Source organism: Paucilactobacillus suebicus DSM 5007 = KCTC 3549, assembly GCF_001434475.1.
Lineage (GTDB): Bacteria > Bacillota > Bacilli > Lactobacillales > Lactobacillaceae > Paucilactobacillus > Paucilactobacillus suebicus.
In genome coordinates this window covers 1-23,598 of the sequence record NZ_AZGF01000035.1, presented here as the reverse complement: position 1 = coordinate 23,598, position 23,598 = coordinate 1, and the positions used below count along the sequence as shown (strand labels likewise).

Below are 23,598 nucleotides of genomic sequence, written 5' to 3'. Positions count from 1 at the left end.
CGAAACTTTGTTCAGTTTTCAAAGGTCTACCGTATTGCTCGTTTGTAACTGAGCAACGTTTTAAATGATATCAAATCATTCAAACACCGTCAAGAACTTTTTCAATCATCAAAAGGTTGAAGAAAGCTGTTAACAGCAACGAAAATAATGTTACCATTCACGCCGTTTATCGTCAAGAACTAAATTAATTAATTACCCGTTCAAGGTCTTAATTTAAATTAGTGGTCTTAACCATGGAAACGCTATACCGCGCTTAACGACATAAGATATCATACCAATTACAGCATTTACCGTCAAGCGATTTTTTGAATTCTTGTTAAATAAACTTCAATCACCCAAAGAATACCAGTAACAGATAATTTCACCGCATAAAATTCTGTTAAAAAACTGAGGCCAGTTCTGCCAAACTTTCATATACTTCAATTGCCACTAAATCTAAATCATCAAATTCAGCTTCATACTCAGGACGATACTCATTAACCGTGAATAACTTTGTTCGATGATTATATTCAACACGACATACTTCAATGCCGAATTTCTCAAATCTCCTCTGTTGCACAGGATTACTAATATCAACCTGCATCGCATGGAGTCTGCTAATTATTTTAAATAAGTTTGATTCATTCATTTATAATTCTCCTAATCCCTGTACTCTCAGATTGGTTGTTTAACTATAACACATATATGCTAGAATGAAATTTAATTAATCTATAATTTGTAGAAGAAACTGGGGTAAACATATTGAGTCTCTATAGAAAAGATTTAAATAATCAGTTAAAAAACATTGAAGTATCGGAAATCCGTCAATTTGATGAAGCAACTAGCTCCATCCCCGATATTTTAAAACTTACATTAGGCGAACCCGACTTTAATATTCCAAAGCACGTTCAAACGGCTGCAAAAGAAGCCATCGACGATAATTTTTCACACTACACTAGTAACGCTGGCACTCCAGAAGTCCGCAAAGCGGCTGCCGACTTTCAAAACAAGAAATACGGTCTTCACTATAAACCAGAGAATGTTATTACTACCGTTGGTGCATCAGAAGCCATCGCCGCTGCTTTAGGTACAATTTTGAACCCTGGAGACGGTGTAATCGTTCCTGCTCCCATCTATTCTGCGTACACCCCTTTAATTAACTTCTACCACGGTACTGAAGTTCGCGTCAACACACGTAGCAACAATTTTGTACTAACACCAGCAATGATTGACCAAACTATTGCTGCCCACCCAGACATTAACTTTAAAGCAGTAATTCTAAATTACCCAAGCAATCCCACAGGAGTGACTTACCGAAAAGAGGAATTAGAAGCACTCGTAGATGTTTTTAAGAAACATAATTTATGGGTAGTCAGCGATGAAATCTATTCTGAACTGACTTATGGTGCAAAACATACCTCGATTGCTGCATTAATTCCACACCAAACTATCCTCATCAGTGGTCTGTCAAAATCACACGCAATGACTGGCTGGCGAATTGGTTTCATCTTTGCCGACGCTGATCTGATTAATGAAATAAAAAAAGTTCACCAATACATGGTAACCGCTGCTACATCTATTGTACAAAAAGCTGCTGTCGAAGCACTAAACAACGGTGCAGATGATGGCCTGGAAATGGCTAAGCAATACATCAAGCGCAGAGACTATGTATACAAAGAAATGAGCGATATGGGATTTGAAATCGCTCGTCCTGATGGCGCATTTTATATATTCGCTAAAATACCTGCCGCTTTTAATCAAGACTCAATGGCATTTTGTAAAGACCTCGCCCAAAAGAACCATCTAGCATTAATTCCTGGTCACGCATTTGGCGAAGAAGGTGAAGGCTACTTACGTTTAAGCTACGCATCAGACATGGATAAGCTTCAAGAGGCGATGCATCGTTTGCGTGCCTACATCGAGAATCCAGCGAACCAAGTTAACTAAATTTTCCCACACTAAAAGGAGTCGCAATCGCGACTCCTTATTTTTTTACTCTTCAACTTTATCAGGTTTAATAACCAACGCGAACATTCCGGCAAACATCCCAAAATAGTACGTTAAAATTCGCCATAAAATCATCGCCAGAACCAACTTACTGTTTACACTAATGAAACTAGAGAATACCACAGAAAAACTGTATTCGGCACCCCCAGCACCGCCAGGGATTGGAAATAGTGAAATAATCATAACGATTAAGATATGCAAACTAGTAACCATCACTATATTAATATGTGTAACCCCTAGCGATAACATAATGAAATACGGAATTAGATAATAGAACATAAGCTGTAAAAATGTCAGTATAAATACTCTTAACAGTTTAACTCCTTCTGACTTGAGCTTGAGGCTTTCTTTATAAAAGCTATCAATCTTGTCATCTAAATTAAACTTCATTTTTACAAACCGTTCTGGTGACATAAACCATTTTAGCGGCTTAATACATAGATTAACCAACCGTTTGGTAAAGCTATGCCAATACATAACCATTAGAAGACCAACAATTACAGTTAAGTGCACTAAAAAGCCAAAAATAACCAACAGCGATAATGCTTGGAGCTTTTCGGCAAGAAAATGAAACCCAATAATTAAGCTAATAATAAAATTAACCACAATCATCGATTGAAACACCACAAATTTCATCAATAACACCGAGCTTGCCTGACCCGCATCCACACCAGACTGGAGCATGGCCACCAGTTGTGCCGGCTGACCACCAGTCGAAAATGGAGTAAGTCCGTTAAAAAGCTGCTCAATGAGTGGAATTCTCAGTGCATCTTTAAATGTAAATGATGGCACTCGATCTTTCATAAACGTTTTAACAACCAATGCTTCAAATATCAGATACAAGCATATGCATATCAGGGCAACAAAAAGCCACTGCCACTTCAAATTGACTATATCATTAATAATCGATGATAGTTTAACGTCACGAAGTGAAAATGCAAAAATACCAGCTCCAACTAGAAGCATTATGATGAGGACGAATTGATTACGTCTAGACATTACTAACCCTCTTTAGCTTGTTGTGTATAGAATTTATGCCAAATAGCAGCTAAATGATCTTTTGAATACTTCTGTGCTGCAGTTAATGACTTGTCATGCAAGAACTTTAGTCCGGTGATATTGTTACGCAAGTTATTAATCTTTTCCTGCATATCAGCTTCATCACTGGCAGATTCATAATACCCATCAATTATTGATCGATAAAGTTCCAGGTCTCGTAACATCACAGGTGTTCCACAACTAAACGCTTCTAATACAGACATTGGGAACAACTCATTATATGATGGCAATAGGAAAAGATCAGCCATATTATAATATTCACCAATCACATCTCGATCAACAATTCCAGGAAAGCTTAGATTAGCTGGCGGATTATCCACTACTTTTTTTAGTTCAGTATAGCCATCAGTGATTCGACCAAATGAAAAGCCGCCTGCCCAAACAAACTGAATTTCTGGATTATCCTTTGCCAACTGAATAAAATCAAATACGCCCTTACGTTCCTGAATTTGCCCAGTTCCTAAAATCATGAATCGATCCTGATCATACCCGTACTTATCCCGTAATGCCAGTTTTTTATCTTTTGAAAATTCATGAAACTCTTGATCATCAACAAAGTTGGGAATATAGGTGATTTTGCTTCGATCAATGCCAACTTTTTCAAGTTTACTGATAAACGATGGATTCACGACCACAATATGATCCATTCGCTTGTAAAAAGCGATAACATACCAATAAAAAATAGCCCGAAACGGCTGTGGAATTTTAATACTTCCTTCCAGTGTTTCAGGCAAAAAATGAACATAACCAATTTTGCGGCCGCGGCCGGGCAGAAACGTTGAAATAAAAAATGGAAAATTGATTGTATGATAATGGCTGATCTGACTACGTCCGTACTTATTTATTTTAATATCGAACTCATCTTGGAATCGCTCATGTAGTAAGTGAACTAATTCCAAATACGCACTGCCAACACCCTGTCCAGCGACTTTGTCAGCAGCAGAAAACATTGTAATTTTTAACATTTATTACCCTCGTGGTCCCCTAAATAGGCTAATCGGCTCACTTTCTGACTCTTCCAAAGTGATTTGACTATCCTTATAAAATCTAACAACACGCTTAACAAACTTATCCGCTGAAATTTCTTCTAATTTGGCAGCTCGTTTACTAGCATCTTCACCATTGGCATTCATTCCTAGATACTGAATAGTCTTCGAAACTAATTCAGATTTTTTCTGGAAGCTACTGCCAATTGCTGGATCATCTATCAATTCATCAGTATATGGACTTCTCATCACCACAATTGGTAAATCAGAGGCCAATGCTTCAATATAAGTTAGTCCTTGAGATTCTGAATCGGATGCTGACACAAAAACATCTGCCATTTGATAATAATGATGGACAGCGTCATTGCTAACCTCGCCTGTAAAAGTAACATGATCATCGAGGTTCAAATCATGAACTTGATTCTCAAGTGTCTCCTTAGCCGGTCCATCTCCAACAATCAGCAATTGCGCATCAGGTTGCCGCTTTAAAATATCAGGCACAGCTTCAATAACTTCATGAATATTCTTTTCAAACGCCAAGCGACTCAGTGATAAGATCACAGGAGTATCCTCATGATACCCGAGCTCCTTACGTAATGCACTAGTCACTTCAGGACTATCTGCCTCTTGATACTGATCAAGATTAATACCAGTTGGAATAATCCTAATGGGTGACTTAACCCCGTATCCCTCTAAAACATTTAAGACTCGTTCACTTGGAGCGATGACGCCCGTCATATGTGCTAAATATACAGAAGCAAACTGCTTAACGTTTCTCGGCTTTACAATTCGGCCGTTAGCAATATAGTGAAGATAATCTTGATACATAGTGTGATAAGTGTGAATACATGGAATATGCAGTGCACGAGCAATCACCTTACCCATCCACCCCAACGAAAATTCAGTTTGATTGTGAATTATATCAAGATCCAATTCTTTTGCGAGACGGTACGCCTTAAACAATCCTCTAACCGCAATTCTACGATCAGTAAATGACACGAACGGAACACTGCTGAATCGAAATATACCAGGTTCAACTTGCCCTTTTGATACCTTAGGATCAGTTGTCGTAAAAATGTAAACATTGTGTCCCTGAGCTTCAAGCTCGTCGCGCAATGTCTTAATTGAAGTCGCCACGCCACTGACCTGTGGGAAGTATGTATCTGTAAATAAACCGATGTTCACAATAATTCTCCTTTGGTCCTAGTCATAAATGCAACTATATCATCACTAGTTACACCTGTCCTCTTTGTTTATAATCATTCTATATTGTACTAAACCAATCAACTAATATCAATAAAGTACACATGTTACAACCCATTTTATTCTACCTTAATGAGCTTCATATTTAAATTAGAACGCCAAAATTAACAAAAACTAATAAGTTTTGTAATATTCAAAAGTCTTCACATAACCATAAGTAAAGTGTATCAAAAAAGCACCTCATCACGAGGTGTTATATGGTAAACGATACTAAGTTTTAAAGATTTAGCTGATGAACTAATTCAATTACTTCTTCGTTGGTTTCAGCATCGAGCGCAGAATCAACAAGTGAGTTAAGTTCATTAGTATCTAACCGTTTGATCAAAGACCTGGTCTGCAGGATCGATGAAGCACTCATTGAAAACTCATCTAAGCCCATGCCAAGCAAAATTGGGACAGCGATCTGATCGCCAGCCATCTCGCCACACATTCCAGCCCATTTGCCTTCCTTGTGTGCTGAATCAATAACCTGCTTAATCAAGCGTAATAATGATGGATTATATGGTTGATATAGGTATGAAACATGTTCATTGCCACGATCCGCCGCAAACGAATACTGAATTAAATCATTAGTACCAATACTAAAGAAGTCCGCATACTTAGCCAATTTATCTGCAATTAATACTGCTGCTGGAATTTCCATCATCATTCCAACTTCAATATTGTCTGCAACTGACTGTCCTGCATCAATTAGTTTGCTACGTTCTTCATCATAAATCTTACGAGCCTCTTTAAACTCATCAACCGTCGCAATCATTGGAAACATAATCGCCAATTTGCCAAATTTTGATGCGCGTAAAAGTGCTCGTAATTGTGTACGAAAAATTTCTTGACGATCCAGGCTAATTCGAATTGCACGATAACCCAAAAATGGGTTCATTTCTTCAGGTAACGGTAGGTAAGGTAAATGCTTATCTCCACCAATATCCATCGTTCGAATCACCACTTGGTGTCCGTCCATTCCCTCAACAACTTTTTTGTATGCTTCAAATTGCTCGTCTTCAGTTGGTAATTCCGCCGAGTTCATGTATAAAAACTCCGACCGGAATAAGCCAATCGCTTCACCACCGTTATCAATAACACCATCTAAATCATCCGGTGTTCCAATATTAGCGGCAATATCGACGTGACGGCCATCAGCACTCTGCGTGTCCGCATTTTTAAGAAGCTTCCATTCTGCCTGCTCCTTAGCGTACTGATCAGCCATTTGGTTATACTCACTAACTTCATCATCGGTTGGGTTAATAATAACCTTTCCATGAATACCGTCCACGATGAGTGTATCCCCATCTTGAACGTCTTTTGTCACATGCTCAATGCCAACAACTGCTGGAATTTCAAGTGTTCTCGACATGATTGCTGAATGAGATGTTCTTCCACCAATATCTGTCACAAAACCTTTGACGTAGTCGCGGTTCAACTGAGCCGTGTCACTCGGCGTTAAATCATGAGCCACAACGATTGACTTAGAATCAATCAGTGCCGGACTTGGAAGCTTGACTCCCAATAGGTGACTCATCACCCGCTTTGTAACGTCTCTCACGTCACCAGCTCGTTCTTGCATGTAAGCATTATCCGTCATTTGTTCGAACATGCTGATATACATATCAGTTACGTCCGTGACGGCCGACTCAGCGTTTAGCTGTTCATCTTTTATCTTTTGTTCAATTGCGCCCAGCAATTCTGGATCGTTCAATATGGTAATGTGGGCATCGAAGACATTTGCCTCTTCTTCCCCTAAAGTTTCAAGAGCTCGTTGTTTAACAACTTCAAGTTCCTTTGCGGACTCACTAAATGAATCATGAACTCTCCCAATTTCATGATCAACATCACTGACATTCTCTCTCTCAAAAGATAAATCTGGATCGACAAGCATATACGCTTTAGCGATCGCAATCCCGTTAGAGGCCGCGATGCCATCGAGTCGGTTCGACATTAGTCAGCAAGTCCTTCCTTTGTCATTGTTTCAGCAATAGCATCGAGAGCTTCCTTTTCATCTTGGCCTTCAGCGGTGATTGTTACATCAGCATTTTGTCCAACACCAAGTGACATAACACCCATGATAGACTTCAAGTTGACACTCTTGCCTTCATATTGAAGAGTAACGTCTGAGCTAAACTTTGATGCAGTTTGTACCAAAATAGTTGCCGGACGTGCATGAATTCCTGTTTCTGCTGTAACTTTAAAATCGCGTTTTTCCATTATGATCAATCTCCTTCGAGGATTTAGTTGAGATCGCCGAATAACTTATAACGGTCTCCTTCTAGTTTATTCTAGCAATTGTAAGCGTTAAATACAAGGCTAAAACGCTGTTGTTGTTCACTATATTTATTGTTTCAGATGATATTCCAATGTTCCGCCCCGTTTGGCAGTCCCAATAATTTGCTGACGAAATTCGTAACTGTGATATTGGACTTGAAAGGTTTGAAATTCATCAGGTTCAATCGTGAAAGAATCAATCTTTCCATTTCTTAAATCTTCCATTAACTGCACATAATCTCGATCCATCACAAACTCCTTTCAATTAATATGTACCATTATTATACACATTAATTTGCTAATTTGATTCAAAAACAAATTCAATGTGACAAATTATTAGCACTCTTATCATCAAAGTGCTAGAATCTAACCGTGAATGTGAAAAGTACATCATCTATAAAGTCGTCAAACCATTGATTTATCAATGATCGTGCCACTTACATTTAATTAGATTAAATACTTGCATTCGAAAAGAAACCATGTATAATGTAGTCAATGGTCAAGAAAGGTCAAACATTTATTAACCTTTCGCAATGCTTTTAGTTGGCATGTAGAGAAAACATATCTACAATAATAACTGTAAGCAAAAAAACTAATTTACTCATAAAGGAGGTTTGCCTCAATGTTATGTCAGAACTGTCAGCAAAATCCTGCCACCATTCACCTTAAAGCAACAGTGAATGGTCAGGAAGTGCAAGTTGATCTTTGTCAAAATTGTTATCAAATGATGAAGGATGCACAAAATAACCTGATGAATGGAGGAAATGGAATGGCTCAAAATCCATTTGGTTTTGGTAACTTGGATGACCTGTTGAAAGCAATGCAGGGCCAAGGCGGTGCACAACAACAGTCTGGTCAGCAGGCCTTTAACGGTCAGACCCAAGCACAAGGTGGTCAGGGTGGCAATAATGGTGGTAACAGTTTGTTAGCACAATTTGGCGTCAACATGACCGACTTAGCCAAACAAGGTAAGATTGATCCGGTGATTGGCCGTGACAAGGAAATCGCCCGTGTCATTGAAATCTTGAACCGGCGTACTAAGAATAACCCTGTGTTGATTGGTGAAGCTGGTGTTGGTAAGACTGCTGTGGTTGAAGGATTAGCACAGGCAATTGTGTCTGGTCAAGTGCCACAGAAGTTAAATAACAAAGAAATTATTCGGTTAGATGTTGTTTCATTAGTACAAGGTACTGGTATTCGTGGTCAGTTTGAGCAACGGATGCAACAATTAATGAAGGAAGTTTCTAAGAACAAGAACGTGATTCTGTTTATCGATGAAATTCATGAAATTATGGGTGCCGGTAACGCAGAAGGCGGTATGGATGCTGGTAATGTTTTAAAACCAGCCCTCGCCCGTGGTGATTTCCAATTAATTGGTGCAACGACACTAAGTGAGTATCGGAAGATTGAAAAAGATTCCGCCCTTGCTCGTCGGTTCCAACAAATTCAAGTTGATGAACCTAGTGTTCAAGAAACCATCCAGATTCTTAATGGTATTAAGAACAGATACCAAGATTACCATAACGTAAAATATACCGATGAATCTATTGATGCTGCTGCTAAATTATCTGCGCGCTACATTCAGGATCGTTTCTTACCAGATAAGGCAATTGATCTATTGGATGAAGCTGGTTCGAAGAAGAACTTAACTTTAAAGACGGCAGATCCAGCAACGATTGAAAATGAGATTCACACTGCTGAGGCACATAAGCAACAAGCCTTAGACAACGAAGACTATGAAAAAGCGGCCTTCTATCGTGATCAAGTTGCTAAACTTGAAAAAGCAAAGAAGGATGCTGAAGAAAATCACACTGATACTGCTGCAACAGTGACAGTTGAAGACATGCAAAAGATTGTTGAAGAAAAGACTAACATTCCGGTTGGTGATCTTGCAAAACAGGAAGAAAATCAATTGAAGGATCTCAACAAAAACTTGAGTGCCCATGTCATTGGTCAAGATGAAGCCGTTGATAAAGTATCACGAGCTATCCGTCGTAATCGAATTGGACTAAACAAGTCTGGACGACCAATTGGCTCTTTCCTATTTGTTGGTCCGACAGGTGTTGGTAAAACCGAAACTGCAAAGCAACTAGCTAAGGAACTATTCGGTTCAGAGGATTCGATGATTCGCTTTGATATGAGTGAATATATGGAAAAGCACAGCACATCGAAGTTGATCGGGTCACCGCCTGGCTACGTTGGGTACGAAGAAGCTGGTCAGTTAACTGAACAGGTTCGTCGTCACCCTTACAGTTTGATCTTGTTAGATGAAATTGAAAAAGCTCATCCAGATGTTATGCATATGTTCTTACAAATTTTGGATGATGGCCGTTTGACTGATTCTCAAGGTCGGACTGTTAGCTTCAAGGATACGATCATTATCATGACATCTAACGCGGGATCTGGCGACTCCGAAGCAAGTGTGGGATTCGGTGCCGAAGCATCAGGCTCAACTCATTCAATCCTTGATAAGTTAGGAAACTACTTCAAGCCTGAATTCTTGAACCGCTTTGATGCAATCGTTGAATTTAACGCTCTTACTAAAGACAACTTAATGAAGATTGTTAGTTTGATGACAGACGATGTTAATAAAATGCTCGCTGATCGTGGCTTGTTTATCAATGTCACTGATCCAGTTAAATCTAAGTTAGTAGATCTTGGATTTGATCCAACAATGGGTGCACGGCCATTGCGTCGAGTAATTCAAGAACAAATCGAGGATCGAATTGCAGACTTTGTATTAGATAATCCTAAGACAAAGAATCTGGAAGCCGTTCTGGATAATGACAAGATCGTTGTCACAGGTGCAAGCTTACCAAATCCTGGTACTGTTACAACTGATGCAAGTACTTCAGATACAGATAAATAACTAAAATGGAATCTTGATTGATTTGGGATTCTTAAAACGAAAAGGCTCGACTATTCATTTTTGAATAGTCGGGCCTTTTTTGGTGAAATACTTATTTTATAATTCGTTTAAAATGGTTTGCTTCTATTCTTAGTCAATTTTGATGAAACGTGCTTCGAGCCCCCTGAGACCTAACGTATATAAAGAGAACGGAAATCAATTGCCAAAAATCGGCAATCAATTCCCGTTCTCTTTATTTGCACCAGTCTCAACCCGGGGGCTCTTCGCACTCTACTTTGGTCTATGCAATCTTCTCAGTGGCGTGGCCACTGCTGGTGCAATTACTGCCGCCAGAACCATTTCTGCGATTCCGTTAGTTGCAAATATCGCTACAAATGCCTTGAATAGATTGTGGACATTGACACCATATGAATGTGCAACCGCCGGTGTATCATAGAAAAGATATATTAATCCTAGAACTAAAATTGTATTGGTTAAGGCTCCCGCAACTGACGATAAAATCATCGGTACCAGTGGCTTTTTCATAACTTTTGTTAGCCCAATGAACACCCATCCGGCAATTAAGCCAATCATAATTCTTGGCACAACAGAAACAACTGGGTTAACAAAAACTAACGGTGCAATTGCACTACTGGGCATCGTGAATGCCCGAATCCAAGTGATAACGCCCCAAACACCGCCAACGATTGCCCCATCAACTGGTCCAAGTACAATTGCGGTGATAATAACTGTGACATGTAAAGTGGTTAGACTCAATGGTCCAATCGGAATATTTCCTAACATTGGAATAAAATCTTGTAAAATAATAATAGCAATCAAAATGCTTAAGATACTCATATGGTACGTAGAATTACGACGCTTCATGATCAATCTCCTAAAGTAATTTGATGGTTTCTATTATAGCATCCTTGATACAAATTACACATAGTTTCTGTGTGAACGTTACGGGTGTTAGTTATTTTGAAAAGCTGTATAATAGTAACAATGAATAACACTTTTGGAGTGATCAATTTGACAGAATCTTTTCGCACCGGTGTCCCAGTTTGGGCCTATTACATTAATATCGATACTAAGGCTAACTTAATGTTGCCTGTATTGCTCCGTGGTCGAATTGGACAACACTTTGCAGTTGAAAAAAAGGACATTGATAGTTATAAATTTATTGAAGCAGATGCAGATTTAAACGGAGTATTTGACGAAAATTCGCACACAGTACGGTTGTATTACCGTCGGAAGGATTGGGTTGAGGTTCAAGAAGTTAGCATGTTTTTGAAACTTAACGATGACACAACTATTTTTGATACCATTAATGGAATGTCACGTAATGTAACCCTCCCCGCCGGAATGACGGTCAAAGCTTTCAAGCGGGTCGCAACCAACAATGGTAAATTTTGGTATGAAATTGGACCAGAGCAGTGGATCGAGTATCACAAGATTACAATCACCAAAAATCCATATGCTGATGCAAAGCCTACGATTGAAGGAAATCAAATTGCAATTGAACCACTAAATCATGTTGCCGCACGGGTGGATTATATTCCTAATAAAAAGATCCAAACTTACGATAAACCGTACGGAAAAATTAAAGATGAATTGGCTGACGATACGTCAGTTGATCTAATTGGTAAAGCAGTTAATAATGATGGCGTTGTTTGGTATGAAATTGCTGACAAAGGTTTCATCAATGGTACTTACATTAAAATCAAAGAGCAATAGNAAAAAGGTTGAACAATTGTTCAACCTTTTTTGTTTCTAATTATCGCGCCTGTCTTGAAAGCCCACTGAAATTAATGATATATTAGTCTGGTGAACTTTCAACAATGAGGGAGGAGTCAACATGACTATTTCCAAGGGCCGCGCTAACTTCATGTTACTGATGGCGGCCATTATTTGGGGATCTGGCTACTTATTTTCTAAACAAGCAACAAATGCCAATATGCACGCCGGAACAATTAATGCGATTCGTGGATTGATATATGCTGGACTGGCTTATTTGTTCTTTCATAGAGCAATCAACCATATGACAAAGGTTGATTTACGCATTGGTCTCACAGCCGGTATTATTAATTTTCTTGGCTATCAAATTCAAACAATTGGCTTGATGTATACTACTCCTGCTAATAACGCATTCCTGACCGCGATCTACGTCGTCATTATTCCATTTATCGTATGGCTATTTTTCCACAAGCGGCCAGAGAAAAAAGCTTACCCAGCAATATTGATTTGTATGGTGGGGATGATTTTTCTAACTAATTTAGTTAACCGTGGCTTTCAGATGCACATTGGCGATTTACTAACAATTGTCTCATCTTTCTTCTACGCACTACAAATTGTCTACTTTGGTATGACTGCAACGGATTCCAATCCATGGATTTTGTCGTTTATGTTAGGAATTACTCAGGGCGTTTTCGGATCAATTTGGTCACTATTATTCGAACACAACACATATGCAAATGTTGACTGGAAAGCTGGGATTGTTCCGGTAATTATTCTCGGAATTTTGTCATCATTTGGTGCACAAACGCTGCAAGTTGTTGGCCAGCATTACACAGATCCAACACCTGCCGGAATTATTTTAATGACTGAATCCATGTTCGGTAGTATTTTTTCTGTTATGTTTGGATTTCAACCGTTTACTATGAATTTATTGATTGGCGGTGTTTTGATTATTATTGCACTGTTGATTATGCAGGTTGATTTTAGGAAGATGTGGCAGAAAAGGAAAAAGGCATAAAATAATACCAAAAAGTCGCTCATAAATTATGAGCGGCTTTTTGGTATCTTAACATTTTAGAAACCTAATTATTTTAACGGTGTCTTTGCCGCATTTTTTAATCCTTGATTAATAGTTTGAGCATAAATCACATCCCCAGAATGACGTCCGCCAAAGTGAACACCATCAGTACCCGCAAAAACATCAGGATGAGCAGCGGCTACTTTTTGCCAATCCGCTATGGTGATGTAATTATACTTATGCGGTAATTCTCTTTCAAAAATCGCTAGCTTAGAAGAATTCCAGTCTGGAGCTGCACGTTGATCGTACGGTGTCATTAGTATCAGATGATGGCCTGGCTGGATGTCATGAATAATCTTCATTAACTCTTCATTCGTCCCGTCAAGAGCATTAGTACCAATACAAATAACCACGTTTCGCCTCAAAATTCCGTTTTTCTGTTCTGTCATTAATACTTGATAAGCTAAATTCATTGTTCGCTCACCTTTAGCATCAATAGATGAATCTGTGACATGCTGTCCCAAATATGATCTTGTTCCCAAGGTGACACTGTCACCAATGATAGAAACACCCTTTGGAATGTTCTTCTCCTTATTTGAGTTACCAGTTGTGGATGCTAAGACAATATTCTTGGTTGTTTGCATTTGATCCACAGACTGGTTTATACCACCTATCCAAAGACTCCTGTCTAAACTAGTAAGGCTTGGAGCTCCATTTACAGTGTACAAGCTAACTGCTACTAGGCATGTCAACGCAGAAGCAAAACTTATTTTCAGTGTTTTAGCAACCTTTGTATTCACGTGCCATTTCAACTTTTTACCAGCGACATAAGGTTCAATAACGTAATATGAAAGTGCAGAACATGGAACACCTACAAGCAACGTCAATAGAACAGCAATTGGTACACTGGTCAGTTTAGAAAATATTACAAACAAGGGCCAATGATATAAGTACATGCTATAACTGATGTCAGCAATAAAGGTCGCTAATTTGGGCTCCGCCACATTTGGTGTAGCCGCGTGTAGACACCGTGCAAAAAGGATACTTAACGCTGATAGAATACTAGCAACTAATATTCCTCCTGTGTATGTGGATCTACTAGAAAATTGTAATTTTAATCCTAACAAAAACAAGAAACTAAAAGTTAGCACTATTGCAAAGGTATATACCCATTTATTTGCGTGTTGCAGCATTTTGTTAAACACATTTGTAACATCTTTGATGCCTGTTAAACTTGCTAGTGTCGCACCAATAAAAAACGGAAAACAGTGAGTTAGTGTGGAAAAGTAAACCTTTGAATAGTCAGTTAATCCAGCACTCTGAATCATCATCAAATAACTACTTGCACCAGCAAAACATAATGAAGTTATCCCAATAATCCAACGAAAGACACGTTGCCCTTTTAATCTGTTATGTTCAAAATGACGTATCAGAAACGTAAATATGGCGATAATTAGTCCCCAAGTTATATAGAAATGCATTTCAACTGCCAATGACCAGGTATGAACGAAAAGATGTGGAATAAATTTACTTTCATAACTACCACCAGTTGCAATTTCAAAGTAATTAGTCGTGAATCCAATTGCTGCCGCTATTTGTTTTCCTAATCCAACTATATAGTCTGGACTAACTAAATAAGTTAGCGGTACTACGATCAACACAGATAATATTAGTGGTGGAACAATTCTATAGAAGCGTCGTCTGTAGAACGATAACAGTTTAAAACTGCCATTCTTAGCAAATTCATCAATCATTAATGCTGTAATTAAAAATCCTGAAAACGTAAAAAATATATCTACTCCAATAAATCCCCCGGGATACGCATTCTTAAAAAAATGATAGGTTAGCACAGAAGTTAATCCAGCTATTCTAACAAAACTAAACCACTTAATTCTCACGGTGAAATTCCCCTTTTACAAACTTTCCTGAATACTTTTTATTATTAGAAGTGACCAGTGTCCCCTTGCCACTTGGTAACCCAGAGATAAACTTCCCTGAATATGACCAATTTTCGTGAGAAATAAATGTACCCTTGCCATTGAATTCACCATTTTCAAAATGTCCCACGTATTTGTCATGATTTGGTAACTTTAGACTACCTTGTCCACTAAACTTTCCCTTCTTCATAGATCCATCATATGACATTTTATGATTATCGAAACTATAGTGCGTACGTCTTTGCTGTGAAACCGTCAGACTAAATACCGCCATTATCGCTAACGAAATCACAACAATAATTTCTAAAACCCTTCTTTTCATCATTTGTTAAATGACAATATGAAATAATAAAAGTCCAGCGGTGACTTTCCCCAACATCATTAATATCCCCCCAAGAAACTCACATTTAATGTCTTATATTACTAAAATCATGCTTTAGATTAAAAACATAGTATGAGAATAACGTTATAAACGTATAATAGCTAGCAACAGCTTTGCATATTTTACCACATAGATTATCAGTTATATATACGTTACCACGCTAAATGTTATACAAATTAGTCGTTCATACGAAAAAAGTATTAACAGCGTCTGCTACGCCATTAATACTTTTGATTTAAATAATCTCTATCTATAATTTACTCATTAATTCTACATCTGGGTACTTACTCTTAAACCAATTTTCAGCAAACTGATTCTCAAACAAGAATAACGGTGCTCCCTGACGATCCTTAACTAGGATGTTACGCGATGATGACATATGTTCGTCTAGTTGATCAGGATTAATCCAGCGAGCAACTTTATGCCCCATCGTTTCCATAACAACTTCAGAATTATATTCGTTTTGCATTCTAAACTGAAACACTTCAAATTGAAGCTGGCCAACGGCACCAAGAATATAATCGCCAGTACTATAACTTGTGTATAGTTGCACAGCACCTTCCTGGACCAGCTGATCAATCCCCTTATGGAATGATTTTTGCTTCATGACGTTCTTTGCATTAACCCGAACAAATAATTCTGGTGTAAACTGAGGGAGTTTTTCAAACTTAATATCTTGCTTACCAGTATAGATAGAATCGCCAATTTGAAAATTACCGGTATCATAAAGCCCGATGATGTCCCCTGCAACGGCCGTTTCCACAGTTTCGCGAGTATCCGCCATAAACTGTGTTGAGTTAGAAAGGCGCAGTGACTTGCCAGTCCGTTGCAACGTCACATCCATCCCTCTGTCAAACTCTCCAGAACAGATACGAACGAATGCAATCCGATCCCGATGATTAGGATTCATGTTAGCTTGAATTTTAAACACAAAACCAGAAAATTCGGGACTTAATGGTTCAACAGTCTGTTCATCTTCTGTTTTATGAGCACTTGGTTTCGGTGCATAGTTTAAATAAGTTTCCAAAAACGTTTGCACCCCAAAGTTAGTCAGAGCGGAACCGAAGAATACTGGCGTCAAATCACCAGTCGCAATTTTATCTTCATCAAAGGTATTCCCGGCTTCACTAATGAGCTCAATTTCATCCAGTGTATCCTGCCAGATACTATCCTCATGTAACGGATTGTCTGCTGGAATCTCACCATCTTCGTCTAACGGAATATATGGATCTTCACCGTCTTCTGGGTGTGCCAAAGCAACACGGTGGTGAAAACGATCATAGATTCCCTTAAGGCCACGGCCCATACCAATTGGCCAGTTCATTGCGTATGATTGAATACCTAGAACATCTTCAAGCTCGGCCATTAAATCGAGTGGATCACGAGCGTCACGGTCAAACTTGTTAATGAATGTGAAGATCGGGATGCCACGCATTTTACAAATTTGGAAAAGCTTTTTTGTCTGTGGTTCGATCCCCTTAGCACCATCAATAACCATGACTGCAGAATCCACTGCCATCAACGTCCGGTATGTATCTTCTGAAAAGTCTTCGTGCCCAGGAGTATCCAAAATATTAATTCGTTTGCCTTGATAGTCAAACTGCATTACCGAACTGGTGACAGAAATTCCACGTTTCTTTTCAATTTCCATCCAGTCAGACTTTGCAAAGTTACCCGACTTTTTTGCCTTAACCGTCCCTGCTTCACGTACCACGCCACCAAATAGTAGCATTTGCTCAGTAATCGTTGTTTTACCAGCATCGGGGTGAGAGATGATCGCAAAGGTCCGTCGCTTATCAACGGCTGTTTTTAATTGTTCCGGTGTTTTCATTTAATTGTCCCTTTCCAAAATATTCCTATACTATCTTAATACACGGCTACCGCAAAGTCTAATAGATAGTTATCTGAAGGCAAAAAATGACTCGTCAATCGACGAGTCATAAATTCGGTTCAACTTTTAAAAGAATGTTTTGCTGGCAATTGCCACACACGTTAATAAGATAACTGAGGAAACAAATGCAGCACCCATCGCATTTTTACCGCGCTTAAAGATGACTCTAAAATTAACACTCATCCCCAAGGCTGCCATTGCCATCCCCAATACCAAGTATGCTAATTTGACCAGCCATGCTAATGCGGCATCGCTAAGTGGAGCAAAAGTACCAATTACACTGGCCAAAATGAATCCAGCCATGAACCAAGGAATTGGTAATTTCTGCTTGCCAGTGACACCAGTTTCTTTACTAGTTTTGTGCTGGTTCCAGATCCCAATGATCAGTGCTGCTGGAGCAAGCATGAGCACTCTTGATAATTTAGTAATAATGGCCGCATTCAAACTTACTGGGCCATCAGCACCACCTGTTGCAACAGCATGAGCAATTTCATGCAGTGAACCACCGGCCATCACGCCAAATTGGGTTGGCGTCATATGAAGTAATGGCTTGATACCAATTTCAATCAAAGTAAACACTGTTCCCAGAATAGCAACAATCGCCACAGCTAGAACTTCATCTTCTTGTTTTTGTTCTTTTTGATCTTCTGATACTTGAATCTGTGGTGAGATACCCATAACTGCGGCAGCACCACAAATGCCAGTCCCACTGGCCGTTAAAATAGCTAGTTGCTGGCTTACTCCAAATTTACGAGCAATATTGTAGGTCATAATAATCGTCCCTGTAACAATGATGACTGCCAGAGCAATTGTTTTAACCCCCGCTTGAGCAAGATCAACTAAGTTAAGTTTGAAACCTAATAAAATAATTCCTAAACGCAAAAATTTATTTGAAATGAAGCCAATGCCAGCTTTTGATGATTCAATTGCTGGTTGATAAATTTGTAGTCCCATCCCCAGCACCAAAGAAATCACCAGCGCCCCAATAATTGCAAAATACGGTAATCCTGCCAACACAGTGCCAATAATTGAACAGATCAATGTAAGCACCGCCGCAAAATAAAAACTCCTTGTTCGCATCACACTAAATACTGCCATATCAATTCCCCTCTCTGTTATTTACCTTAGCCATAGTAGCACGGAAATATGATAAGCAAAAATTAGTATTTGTTGTGTTAATATAAGAATATCTTATACTTTAGAGGTAAAAGAATGCTAGATAAACGTTATCAGGCTCTATACATTACATCAAAAACCCAATCGTATACAAAAACTGCGCAACAATTATTCATTACGCAGCCCGCTGTGTCTCAACAAATTAGTAGTTTAGAAACAGAATTAGATCTCAAATTAGTAGATAATATTCGTGGCAAAATTCACTTGACAGACGTCGGTCTCAAATTAGCTAAATATGCTCACCAAGTCCAATTGGAGAGTGATAAGGTGCTAGATAGTGTACAAGCATCCACATCTCAGCGATCAATTTCATTAGGATGCACATTGTCTTTAAGCTCTTTCTTACTGCCAGAATTAATAGGTACTTTAAAGCAAACAAATACCAGAATATCATCAATGATTGTTAACACTGGTAAGGTTCTAAATGCATTGCAGGAAGGTAAAATTGATTTTGGCCTTGTCGAAGGTAACTTTAACAAAGAAGAGTTTAGCGCCATTAAAATTCGTGACGAAGAATTCATTGGTGTTGTTAACAGCAAAAATCCATTGGCCGCACAAACAAAACTAGACATCGCTGATTTAATTAATACCCCTTTAATCGTCCGTGAAAAAGGATCTGGTACTCGCGACATTTTCGCCAATTGGCTTGCTACACAAAACTATCACATCGATGATTTTCACCAAGTGATTGAAATCGGCAATCCCAGTCCAATTATCGAACTACTTCAACGTGATGTAGGTGTTAGCTTTATGTATCGTTCCTTGGTGGATGATAGTTTGAACAATGGGCACTTATCAATACTGCAGGTAATTGGCTTTCCGATTCAACACCCAATCAACCTGGTTTATTTAAAAGACAGCTACTTTGCCAATCAGTATCGTCAAATCGCTACTTCACTGCAATTTAATCGACATTAATTAATGTCGCTGTTAATCCTACAGTTTTAAGGCAATTGAGGTAATCCGCGGCGTCAATTTTAATTGAAGATCTTAATAAATAAAACGTACCACCCAATGTATGACTGAGAATTCCAGAGTTCTGCATACCATTACGAAGGTAAAAATCGTAACGACGTTCCCTTTCAACGCTGTTGTCAGCCTGATCATCAATCATCTCGCATTCTAAAATGATACCATTGCTAAACCGATCTCTAAGAAATTGAACTGCTTGTGATCCGTACCCGCCACCACGAAACTTAGAATTAATAGCCAAGTATAAAATGAACGCTTTAGTTTCATCAGCGCTGGTTACATAGTAGACAATTCCAACATTATTACCATTTATATTAATGAAAGCAGCGTGGGCGTTAGATGTTTCATCATTACTCATTTTGAACAATTGTTTGATTGGCATTTGTTCTATATTTGGAAATGAGGCTGAATAAATTTTTTGCCACTCCGGTTCATTATCTTTTGCTGTTTGTAAGTTTATCAATTAAATCTCCTTTGATCTTGATCAGTTTTCATTGCGCAAATCTTCTTTAATTTAATTTGCTGAAATACCATCGGTTCGTAATAGATAGAAAACTGCACAGTATTGTTTCAGTTCAGTCGTTTCCTCATGGCTAACAGAGCAATGTGAAATTTTTTAATATCCCTTACCTTTTGATTCCATGAATCATCGGCATATACCAAATCGACATATTTGATAGCTTATAACATATACTATGCAACGATGCTAACACATTAAATTGTAAAAGTCGGTCTATACACCTTGTATAGTTTAGTACAGTTGCACGAATAGTTAAGTATGATTTTAAATAAAATCATCATACGGTCATTTACATATACACTATATGTTATGATATTATCATTCCAAGAAAAATTTCTTTAATTCAACAAATAAAGTATGAATATTTTATGATAACTAGAAAAAAATCTTAAAATCAGTTTAATTTTACGAATTTTCTTTCGTTCACACTATATGCAAAGTATAATGATTGAGAATGTTCAAAAAAACAAATATGTGAGGCAATTTAATGAGTGAAGAAGAATCTCGCGTCGACAGACGAAAAGGACAAAACCATAAAAAGCCAAAAAAGCGTCACTGGATACGGTGGATTATTGGCATAATTGTGGTACTACTGGTTGCAGCAGTCGGCTATGAATACTATAAAATCCATAGTACGGCAAACGGCGTCTTCAGTAATAGTAACAGTGCTGTAAGTAAAAAGCTAAAAGAAGGTAAACCAGTGTCAGTATTACTGGTGGGACTTGATACCGGTGCTCTTGGCCGTGGAAAAACTGGTGGTAACACTGATACTTTGGAGGTTGTTACTGTCAATCCAAAGAAGAGTAAAATCACCATGACAAGTATTCCCAGAGACACCCTAGTCAAGGTATCAACATCTAAAGGTGCAGATTACGTAAAAATCAATGCTGCGTACTCTATTGGTGGAATTAAAAAGACAGAGCATCAGGTGAACGAGCTTCTAAATATTCACCTAGATTATTACGCAATTGTTAACATGGGCGTTCTTAAAAAGGTAGTTAACGCCGTTGGTGGCGTTACTGTAGACAATCCATTTGCATTTACTTATGAGGGCCACCACTTTAAAAAGGGCACACAGACTCTTAACGGTAATAATGCTCTGAAGTATTCAAGAATGCGTTATGAGGATCCAACTGGTGATTATGGTCGTCAAAAGAGACAACAACAAATCATCAAGGCAGTCATCAAAAAGATGAAATCATTTGGGTCTGTCACTGCCGTCAATAAGTTGTTGGATGCTGCAAAACAAGGTGTTCGAACAAACATTCCAATTAATAGTTTGACAACGTTGTACGCAAACTATCATAAAGCAATGAAGACAGTTAAGACGTATCACTTTGAGGGTAAAGACGCTACTATCGATGGGACTTCATTCCAAATTGCTTCTCCAAAAGAAATCAATAGAGTATCTAAACTGATTAGACATGCTCTTGGTTTGAAATATACTAAGGTAACCAACAATGAAACTAAGATGTATAACGAACAAACAGGATACAATGGTGTAACTGATGTGAACTTTGTGTTACCAAACGGTGCGGAGTATAACGTTGCAGGAAGTGGCGGTGGATCAGAGACAAGTTCGAGTTCTACCGGCAGTACCGGATCCACGTCAGTTTATGGAAACACAGGGCTTACGAATAGCTACTCTTCAAGTACAGGAACTTATGGTGGCACTGCTACTACCGGCAGTACTGGTAGTTCGACAGGTGGTTCTACAACAGGCACGACAGCGTCACAGACGTCTGGTTATGGGACGACTACAACTACTGTCACCGGACAGTAAGCTTTAAAATATTAAGTATATAAAAAGACCAATTCATAAATTATGGATTGGTCTTTTTTGTTTGTACAATCAATTTACACCAGTATTTGATGATTTAGTGTTTAATATATCAATAAATTTTTCAAAACCTATTCCAGATAATAATATTATTAACGATAAGAATTGAATAACGTACCTGCTTCTGCCACCTTCAAATATGAGTAAAAATATAAAGAAACCAACTATGCCATATTTGAGCAATTGAACAATCCAACTAGAGTTGGTAACACACATTAAACACATGAATAGCACGATGATCCAAACAAACTGTACTAAAAACATATATTCGTAATCATTGGGTGCAGCAACACCATTTTTTGAAAACATTTTTCTTGCGAAAGTGTCATTTAACTTTTTATTGTTTGAAGAATAAGGTTTTAGGAATATGCCATCAACACCCCAAGCAAAGGTTCCATCAGCCGTATTATTGATTTGCTTGCGAATTAAAAACTTTTCATAATTAAATGGGCTACCAAAATCAGTCAATCTTTTCTTTATCAATTTAATATTTGCTTGATTTCTTTTTTGGGGATTGCTTATTCTTGCATCCATCTGAACATCTGGCAGATGGTATCCACCACTACGTATCATACCCATTGCTACAAAATGTGTTAATGGTTCAGACTTGCTATTGTCTACTTTTATAAATTTTTGATTATTAATTGTAAATTTAATACACCCAAAACTTACAATTAATACAATAACGGTTAATAATAACTGTGAAACTTTGAAATCTTTTTTGTAACGTATATTACTAAGACCTGTAGTTATCAAAATTAATAACGCTGCAACATACGTAATTACCAATGAAGGCTTAAAAAAATACGAAACGCAAAAAGTAACAACGTTAAAAACTATCCAAATATTCTTTTTGTCTGATATATATGCTTTATAAATAAATAGTACACTTATACAAGTCATAAAGAGCCCAAATGTATCTGTGTATGGTATTAGGATCCAAGCCGGCAGTACTATTAAACACGTAAAACAAATACTTGAAAAAAATATCGTTTTTTTCCTTTTTAATAATTTTTTTAATAAATAAATTATGATTATTAAAGAACTATCAACAGCAAAAAGGTTCACAACACTTAGTATTTTACTAAACAAGTAAACAGAGGGTCTATTAAAAATAACCCAAATTGCATGTTCAATAAGTAGTATCAAAATATTATTAGGATTTGTTGAAAAATAACCAACTACCCATACCCGTTTTCTAGCGGCTGTCATCTCAATAATACCAGGGTCCCAATAACTAATACCAGCCAGATAATGTATCAAATACAATTGCCATAAAACTATTAGTATCCCCACACACAGCCAAATATAAAATTTTTTCTTTGAAGTTACAAATCTCAAAATATCTAATACTTTTTCTTTTACCTTACGAATACGATATAATTCAAAAAAAATATATATCAAAACTATTATCACTGTTAAAACTGCAATAAATTCCGCAGATACATTACTCATAATATTGGGAAGCAACGATATTGCCCCTATCAGGCTAATAAGCATTAATGGCACGAAAAAAAGTTTATTAGCTGGTTACTTATACTTTTAATCGACTTCAATAAATTTTCTCTCTCTCTCTTAATTATAATTGCAAACAAAAAGACCATAAAAATAATCTATGATCTTTTTAAACTGTAACTAATTTAAAACTACTCTACAATTCCTCGTTTGTCCATCCAGTATGTTTGTCCATTGTTTAATTTAATTTCAACCCATGTTGCTCGTTT

The 23,598-nt window shown here is 37.8% G+C and carries 21 protein-coding genes; 6 read left to right on the top strand and 15 right to left on the bottom strand.

Features of this window, described 5'->3' with window-relative positions; all coding sequences use genetic code 11:
• Positions 1-379: 379 nt before the first annotated feature.
• On the bottom strand, positions 380-628 hold the full coding sequence (locus tag FD16_RS10835; RefSeq protein ID WP_010621758.1) for a YkuJ family protein: 249 nt from the start codon (positions 626-628) through the stop codon (positions 380-382).
• Positions 629-741: 113 nt separating this feature from the next.
• Between FD16_RS10835 and FD16_RS10830 the strand changes: the two genes are divergently transcribed.
• Positions 742-1,926: a pyridoxal phosphate-dependent aminotransferase gene (locus FD16_RS10830; protein ID WP_010621757.1), complete on the top strand. Its 1,185-nt coding sequence runs from the start codon at positions 742-744 to the stop codon at positions 1,924-1,926.
• Positions 1,927-1,971: 45 nt separating this feature from the next.
• Here the strand turns inward: FD16_RS10830 and FD16_RS10825 are convergent, their stop codons facing one another.
• From FD16_RS10825 to FD16_RS10800, 6 genes are all read right to left on the bottom strand, one after another.
• The gene (locus FD16_RS10825) at positions 1,972-2,985 is read right to left on the bottom strand and encodes a lysylphosphatidylglycerol synthase transmembrane domain-containing protein (RefSeq protein WP_010621756.1); all 1,014 of its coding nucleotides are present in this window, start codon (positions 2,983-2,985) and stop codon (positions 1,972-1,974) included.
• Positions 2,986-2,987: 2 nt separating this feature from the next.
• Entirely contained in the window at positions 2,988-4,010 is a 1,023-nt protein-coding gene (locus FD16_RS10820; protein WP_010621755.1) for a glycosyltransferase family 4 protein, read from the bottom strand.
• A 3-nt stretch (positions 4,011-4,013) separates the two neighbouring features.
• The gene (locus FD16_RS10815) at positions 4,014-5,216 is read right to left on the bottom strand and encodes a glycosyltransferase family 4 protein (protein WP_010621754.1); all 1,203 of its coding nucleotides are present in this window, start codon (positions 5,214-5,216) and stop codon (positions 4,014-4,016) included.
• 295 nt (positions 5,217-5,511) lie between these two features.
• Complete coding sequence (ptsP, locus tag FD16_RS10810; protein ID WP_010621753.1) at positions 5,512-7,230, bottom strand: phosphoenolpyruvate--protein phosphotransferase; 1,719 nt, start codon at positions 7,228-7,230, stop codon at positions 5,512-5,514.
• Entirely contained in the window at positions 7,230-7,496 is a 267-nt protein-coding gene (locus FD16_RS10805; RefSeq protein WP_010621752.1) for a phosphocarrier protein HPr, read from the bottom strand. Before FD16_RS10805 ends, ptsP begins: the two co-directional genes overlap by 1 nt.
• A 126-nt stretch (positions 7,497-7,622) precedes the next feature.
• On the bottom strand, positions 7,623-7,802 hold the full coding sequence (locus FD16_RS10800) for a hypothetical protein (protein WP_010621751.1): 180 nt from the start codon (positions 7,800-7,802) through the stop codon (positions 7,623-7,625).
• Between the two features lie 373 nt (positions 7,803-8,175).
• Between FD16_RS10800 and FD16_RS10795 the strand changes: the two genes are divergently transcribed.
• The gene (locus tag FD16_RS10795; protein ID WP_010621750.1) at positions 8,176-10,422 is read left to right on the top strand and encodes an ATP-dependent Clp protease ATP-binding subunit; all 2,247 of its coding nucleotides are present in this window, start codon (positions 8,176-8,178) and stop codon (positions 10,420-10,422) included.
• A 270-nt stretch (positions 10,423-10,692) separates the two neighbouring features.
• Here FD16_RS10795 and FD16_RS10790 read toward each other — a convergent pair whose 3' ends face one another.
• On the bottom strand, positions 10,693-11,286 hold the full coding sequence (locus tag FD16_RS10790; protein WP_010621749.1) for an ECF transporter S component: 594 nt from the start codon (positions 11,284-11,286) through the stop codon (positions 10,693-10,695).
• A 147-nt stretch (positions 11,287-11,433) separates the two neighbouring features.
• On the opposite strand from FD16_RS10790, the gene FD16_RS10785 reads away from it, so the two are divergent.
• Both FD16_RS10785 and FD16_RS10780 read left to right on the top strand, forming a co-directional pair.
• A complete protein-coding gene (locus FD16_RS10785; protein WP_010621748.1) occupies positions 11,434-12,138 on the top strand; it encodes a MucBP domain-containing protein in 705 nt (234 codons plus the stop codon).
• 121 nt (positions 12,139-12,259) lie between these two features.
• Positions 12,260-13,156 (top strand): DMT family transporter, encoded by an 897-nt coding sequence (locus tag FD16_RS10780; RefSeq protein ID WP_010621747.1) that lies wholly within the window; start codon positions 12,260-12,262, stop codon positions 13,154-13,156.
• 68 nt (positions 13,157-13,224) lie between these two features.
• On the opposite strand, the gene FD16_RS10775 is transcribed toward FD16_RS10780, so the two are convergent.
• From FD16_RS10775 to FD16_RS10760, 4 genes are all read right to left on the bottom strand, one after another.
• Positions 13,225-15,054, bottom strand: coding sequence for an acyltransferase family protein (locus FD16_RS10775; protein WP_010621746.1), 1,830 nt, complete (start codon positions 15,052-15,054; stop codon positions 13,225-13,227).
• Positions 15,044-15,418, bottom strand: coding sequence for an MORN repeat-containing protein (locus tag FD16_RS10770; protein ID WP_029508332.1), 375 nt, complete (start codon positions 15,416-15,418; stop codon positions 15,044-15,046). Before FD16_RS10770 ends, FD16_RS10775 begins: the two co-directional genes overlap by 11 nt.
• Before the next feature lie 307 nt (positions 15,419-15,725).
• Positions 15,726-17,306 carry a peptide chain release factor 3 gene (locus tag FD16_RS10765; RefSeq protein WP_010621744.1) on the bottom strand — a complete coding sequence of 527 codons (1,581 nt, stop codon included), beginning with the start codon at positions 17,304-17,306 and terminating at the stop codon, positions 15,726-15,728.
• Positions 17,307-17,432: 126 nt separating this feature from the next.
• Positions 17,433-18,464, bottom strand: coding sequence for a YeiH family protein (locus tag FD16_RS10760; protein WP_010621743.1), 1,032 nt, complete (start codon positions 18,462-18,464; stop codon positions 17,433-17,435).
• 114 nt (positions 18,465-18,578) lie between these two features.
• Between FD16_RS10760 and FD16_RS10755 the strand changes: the two genes are divergently transcribed.
• The gene (locus FD16_RS10755; protein ID WP_010621742.1) at positions 18,579-19,460 is read left to right on the top strand and encodes a LysR family transcriptional regulator; all 882 of its coding nucleotides are present in this window, start codon (positions 18,579-18,581) and stop codon (positions 19,458-19,460) included.
• Here the strand turns inward: FD16_RS10755 and FD16_RS10750 are convergent.
• Positions 19,447-19,977 (bottom strand): GNAT family N-acetyltransferase, encoded by a 531-nt coding sequence (locus FD16_RS10750; RefSeq protein WP_010621741.1) that lies wholly within the window; start codon positions 19,975-19,977, stop codon positions 19,447-19,449. The two genes, FD16_RS10755 and FD16_RS10750, sit on opposite strands and share 14 nt — an antisense overlap.
• A gap of 544 nt (positions 19,978-20,521) precedes the next feature.
• Here FD16_RS10750 and FD16_RS10745 point away from each other — a divergent pair.
• Positions 20,522-21,817, top strand: a complete 1,296-nt coding sequence (locus tag FD16_RS10745) for an LCP family protein (protein WP_010621740.1) — start codon at positions 20,522-20,524, stop codon at positions 21,815-21,817.
• A gap of 69 nt (positions 21,818-21,886) precedes the next feature.
• Here FD16_RS10745 and FD16_RS10740 read toward each other — a convergent pair whose 3' ends face one another.
• Positions 21,887-23,344, bottom strand: a complete 1,458-nt coding sequence (locus FD16_RS10740) for a glycosyltransferase family protein (protein WP_056938559.1) — start codon at positions 23,342-23,344, stop codon at positions 21,887-21,889.
• A 176-nt stretch (positions 23,345-23,520) separates the two neighbouring features.
• Positions 23,521-23,598 (bottom strand): GW dipeptide domain-containing protein (locus FD16_RS13370; RefSeq protein ID WP_156403253.1); only part of this gene is annotated, 78 nt, incomplete at its 5' end.

Excerpts from the sequence above, each read along its gene's own strand:
- FD16_RS10835 (WP_010621758.1), bottom strand. The coding sequence starts at position 628 with ATGAATGAATCAAACTTATTTAAAATAATTAGCAGACTCCATGCGATG.
- FD16_RS10825 (WP_010621756.1), bottom strand. The coding sequence starts at position 2,985 with ATGTCTAGACGTAATCAATTCGTCCTCATCATAATGCTTCTAGTTGGA.
- FD16_RS10820 (WP_010621755.1), bottom strand. The coding sequence starts at position 4,010 with ATGTTAAAAATTACAATGTTTTCTGCTGCTGACAAAGTCGCTGGACAG.
- ptsP (WP_010621753.1), bottom strand. The coding sequence starts at position 7,230 with ATGTCGAACCGACTCGATGGCATCGCGGCCTCTAACGGGATTGCGATC.
- FD16_RS10805 (WP_010621752.1), bottom strand. The coding sequence starts at position 7,496 with ATGGAAAAACGCGATTTTAAAGTTACAGCAGAAACAGGAATTCATGCA.
- FD16_RS10800 (WP_010621751.1), bottom strand. The coding sequence starts at position 7,802 with ATGGATCGAGATTATGTGCAGTTAATGGAAGATTTAAGAAATGGAAAG.
- FD16_RS10795 (WP_010621750.1), top strand. The coding sequence starts at position 8,176 with ATGTTATGTCAGAACTGTCAGCAAAATCCTGCCACCATTCACCTTAAA.
- FD16_RS10790 (WP_010621749.1), bottom strand. The coding sequence starts at position 11,286 with ATGAAGCGTCGTAATTCTACGTACCATATGAGTATCTTAAGCATTTTG.
- FD16_RS10780 (WP_010621747.1), top strand. The coding sequence starts at position 12,260 with ATGACTATTTCCAAGGGCCGCGCTAACTTCATGTTACTGATGGCGGCC.
- FD16_RS10770 (WP_029508332.1), bottom strand. The coding sequence starts at position 15,418 with ATGATGAAAAGAAGGGTTTTAGAAATTATTGTTGTGATTTCGTTAGCG.
- FD16_RS10765 (WP_010621744.1), bottom strand. The coding sequence starts at position 17,306 with ATGAAAACACCGGAACAATTAAAAACAGCCGTTGATAAGCGACGGACC.
- FD16_RS10760 (WP_010621743.1), bottom strand. The coding sequence starts at position 18,464 with ATGGCAGTATTTAGTGTGATGCGAACAAGGAGTTTTTATTTTGCGGCG.
- FD16_RS10755 (WP_010621742.1), top strand. The coding sequence starts at position 18,579 with ATGCTAGATAAACGTTATCAGGCTCTATACATTACATCAAAAACCCAA.
- FD16_RS10745 (WP_010621740.1), top strand. The coding sequence starts at position 20,522 with ATGAGTGAAGAAGAATCTCGCGTCGACAGACGAAAAGGACAAAACCAT.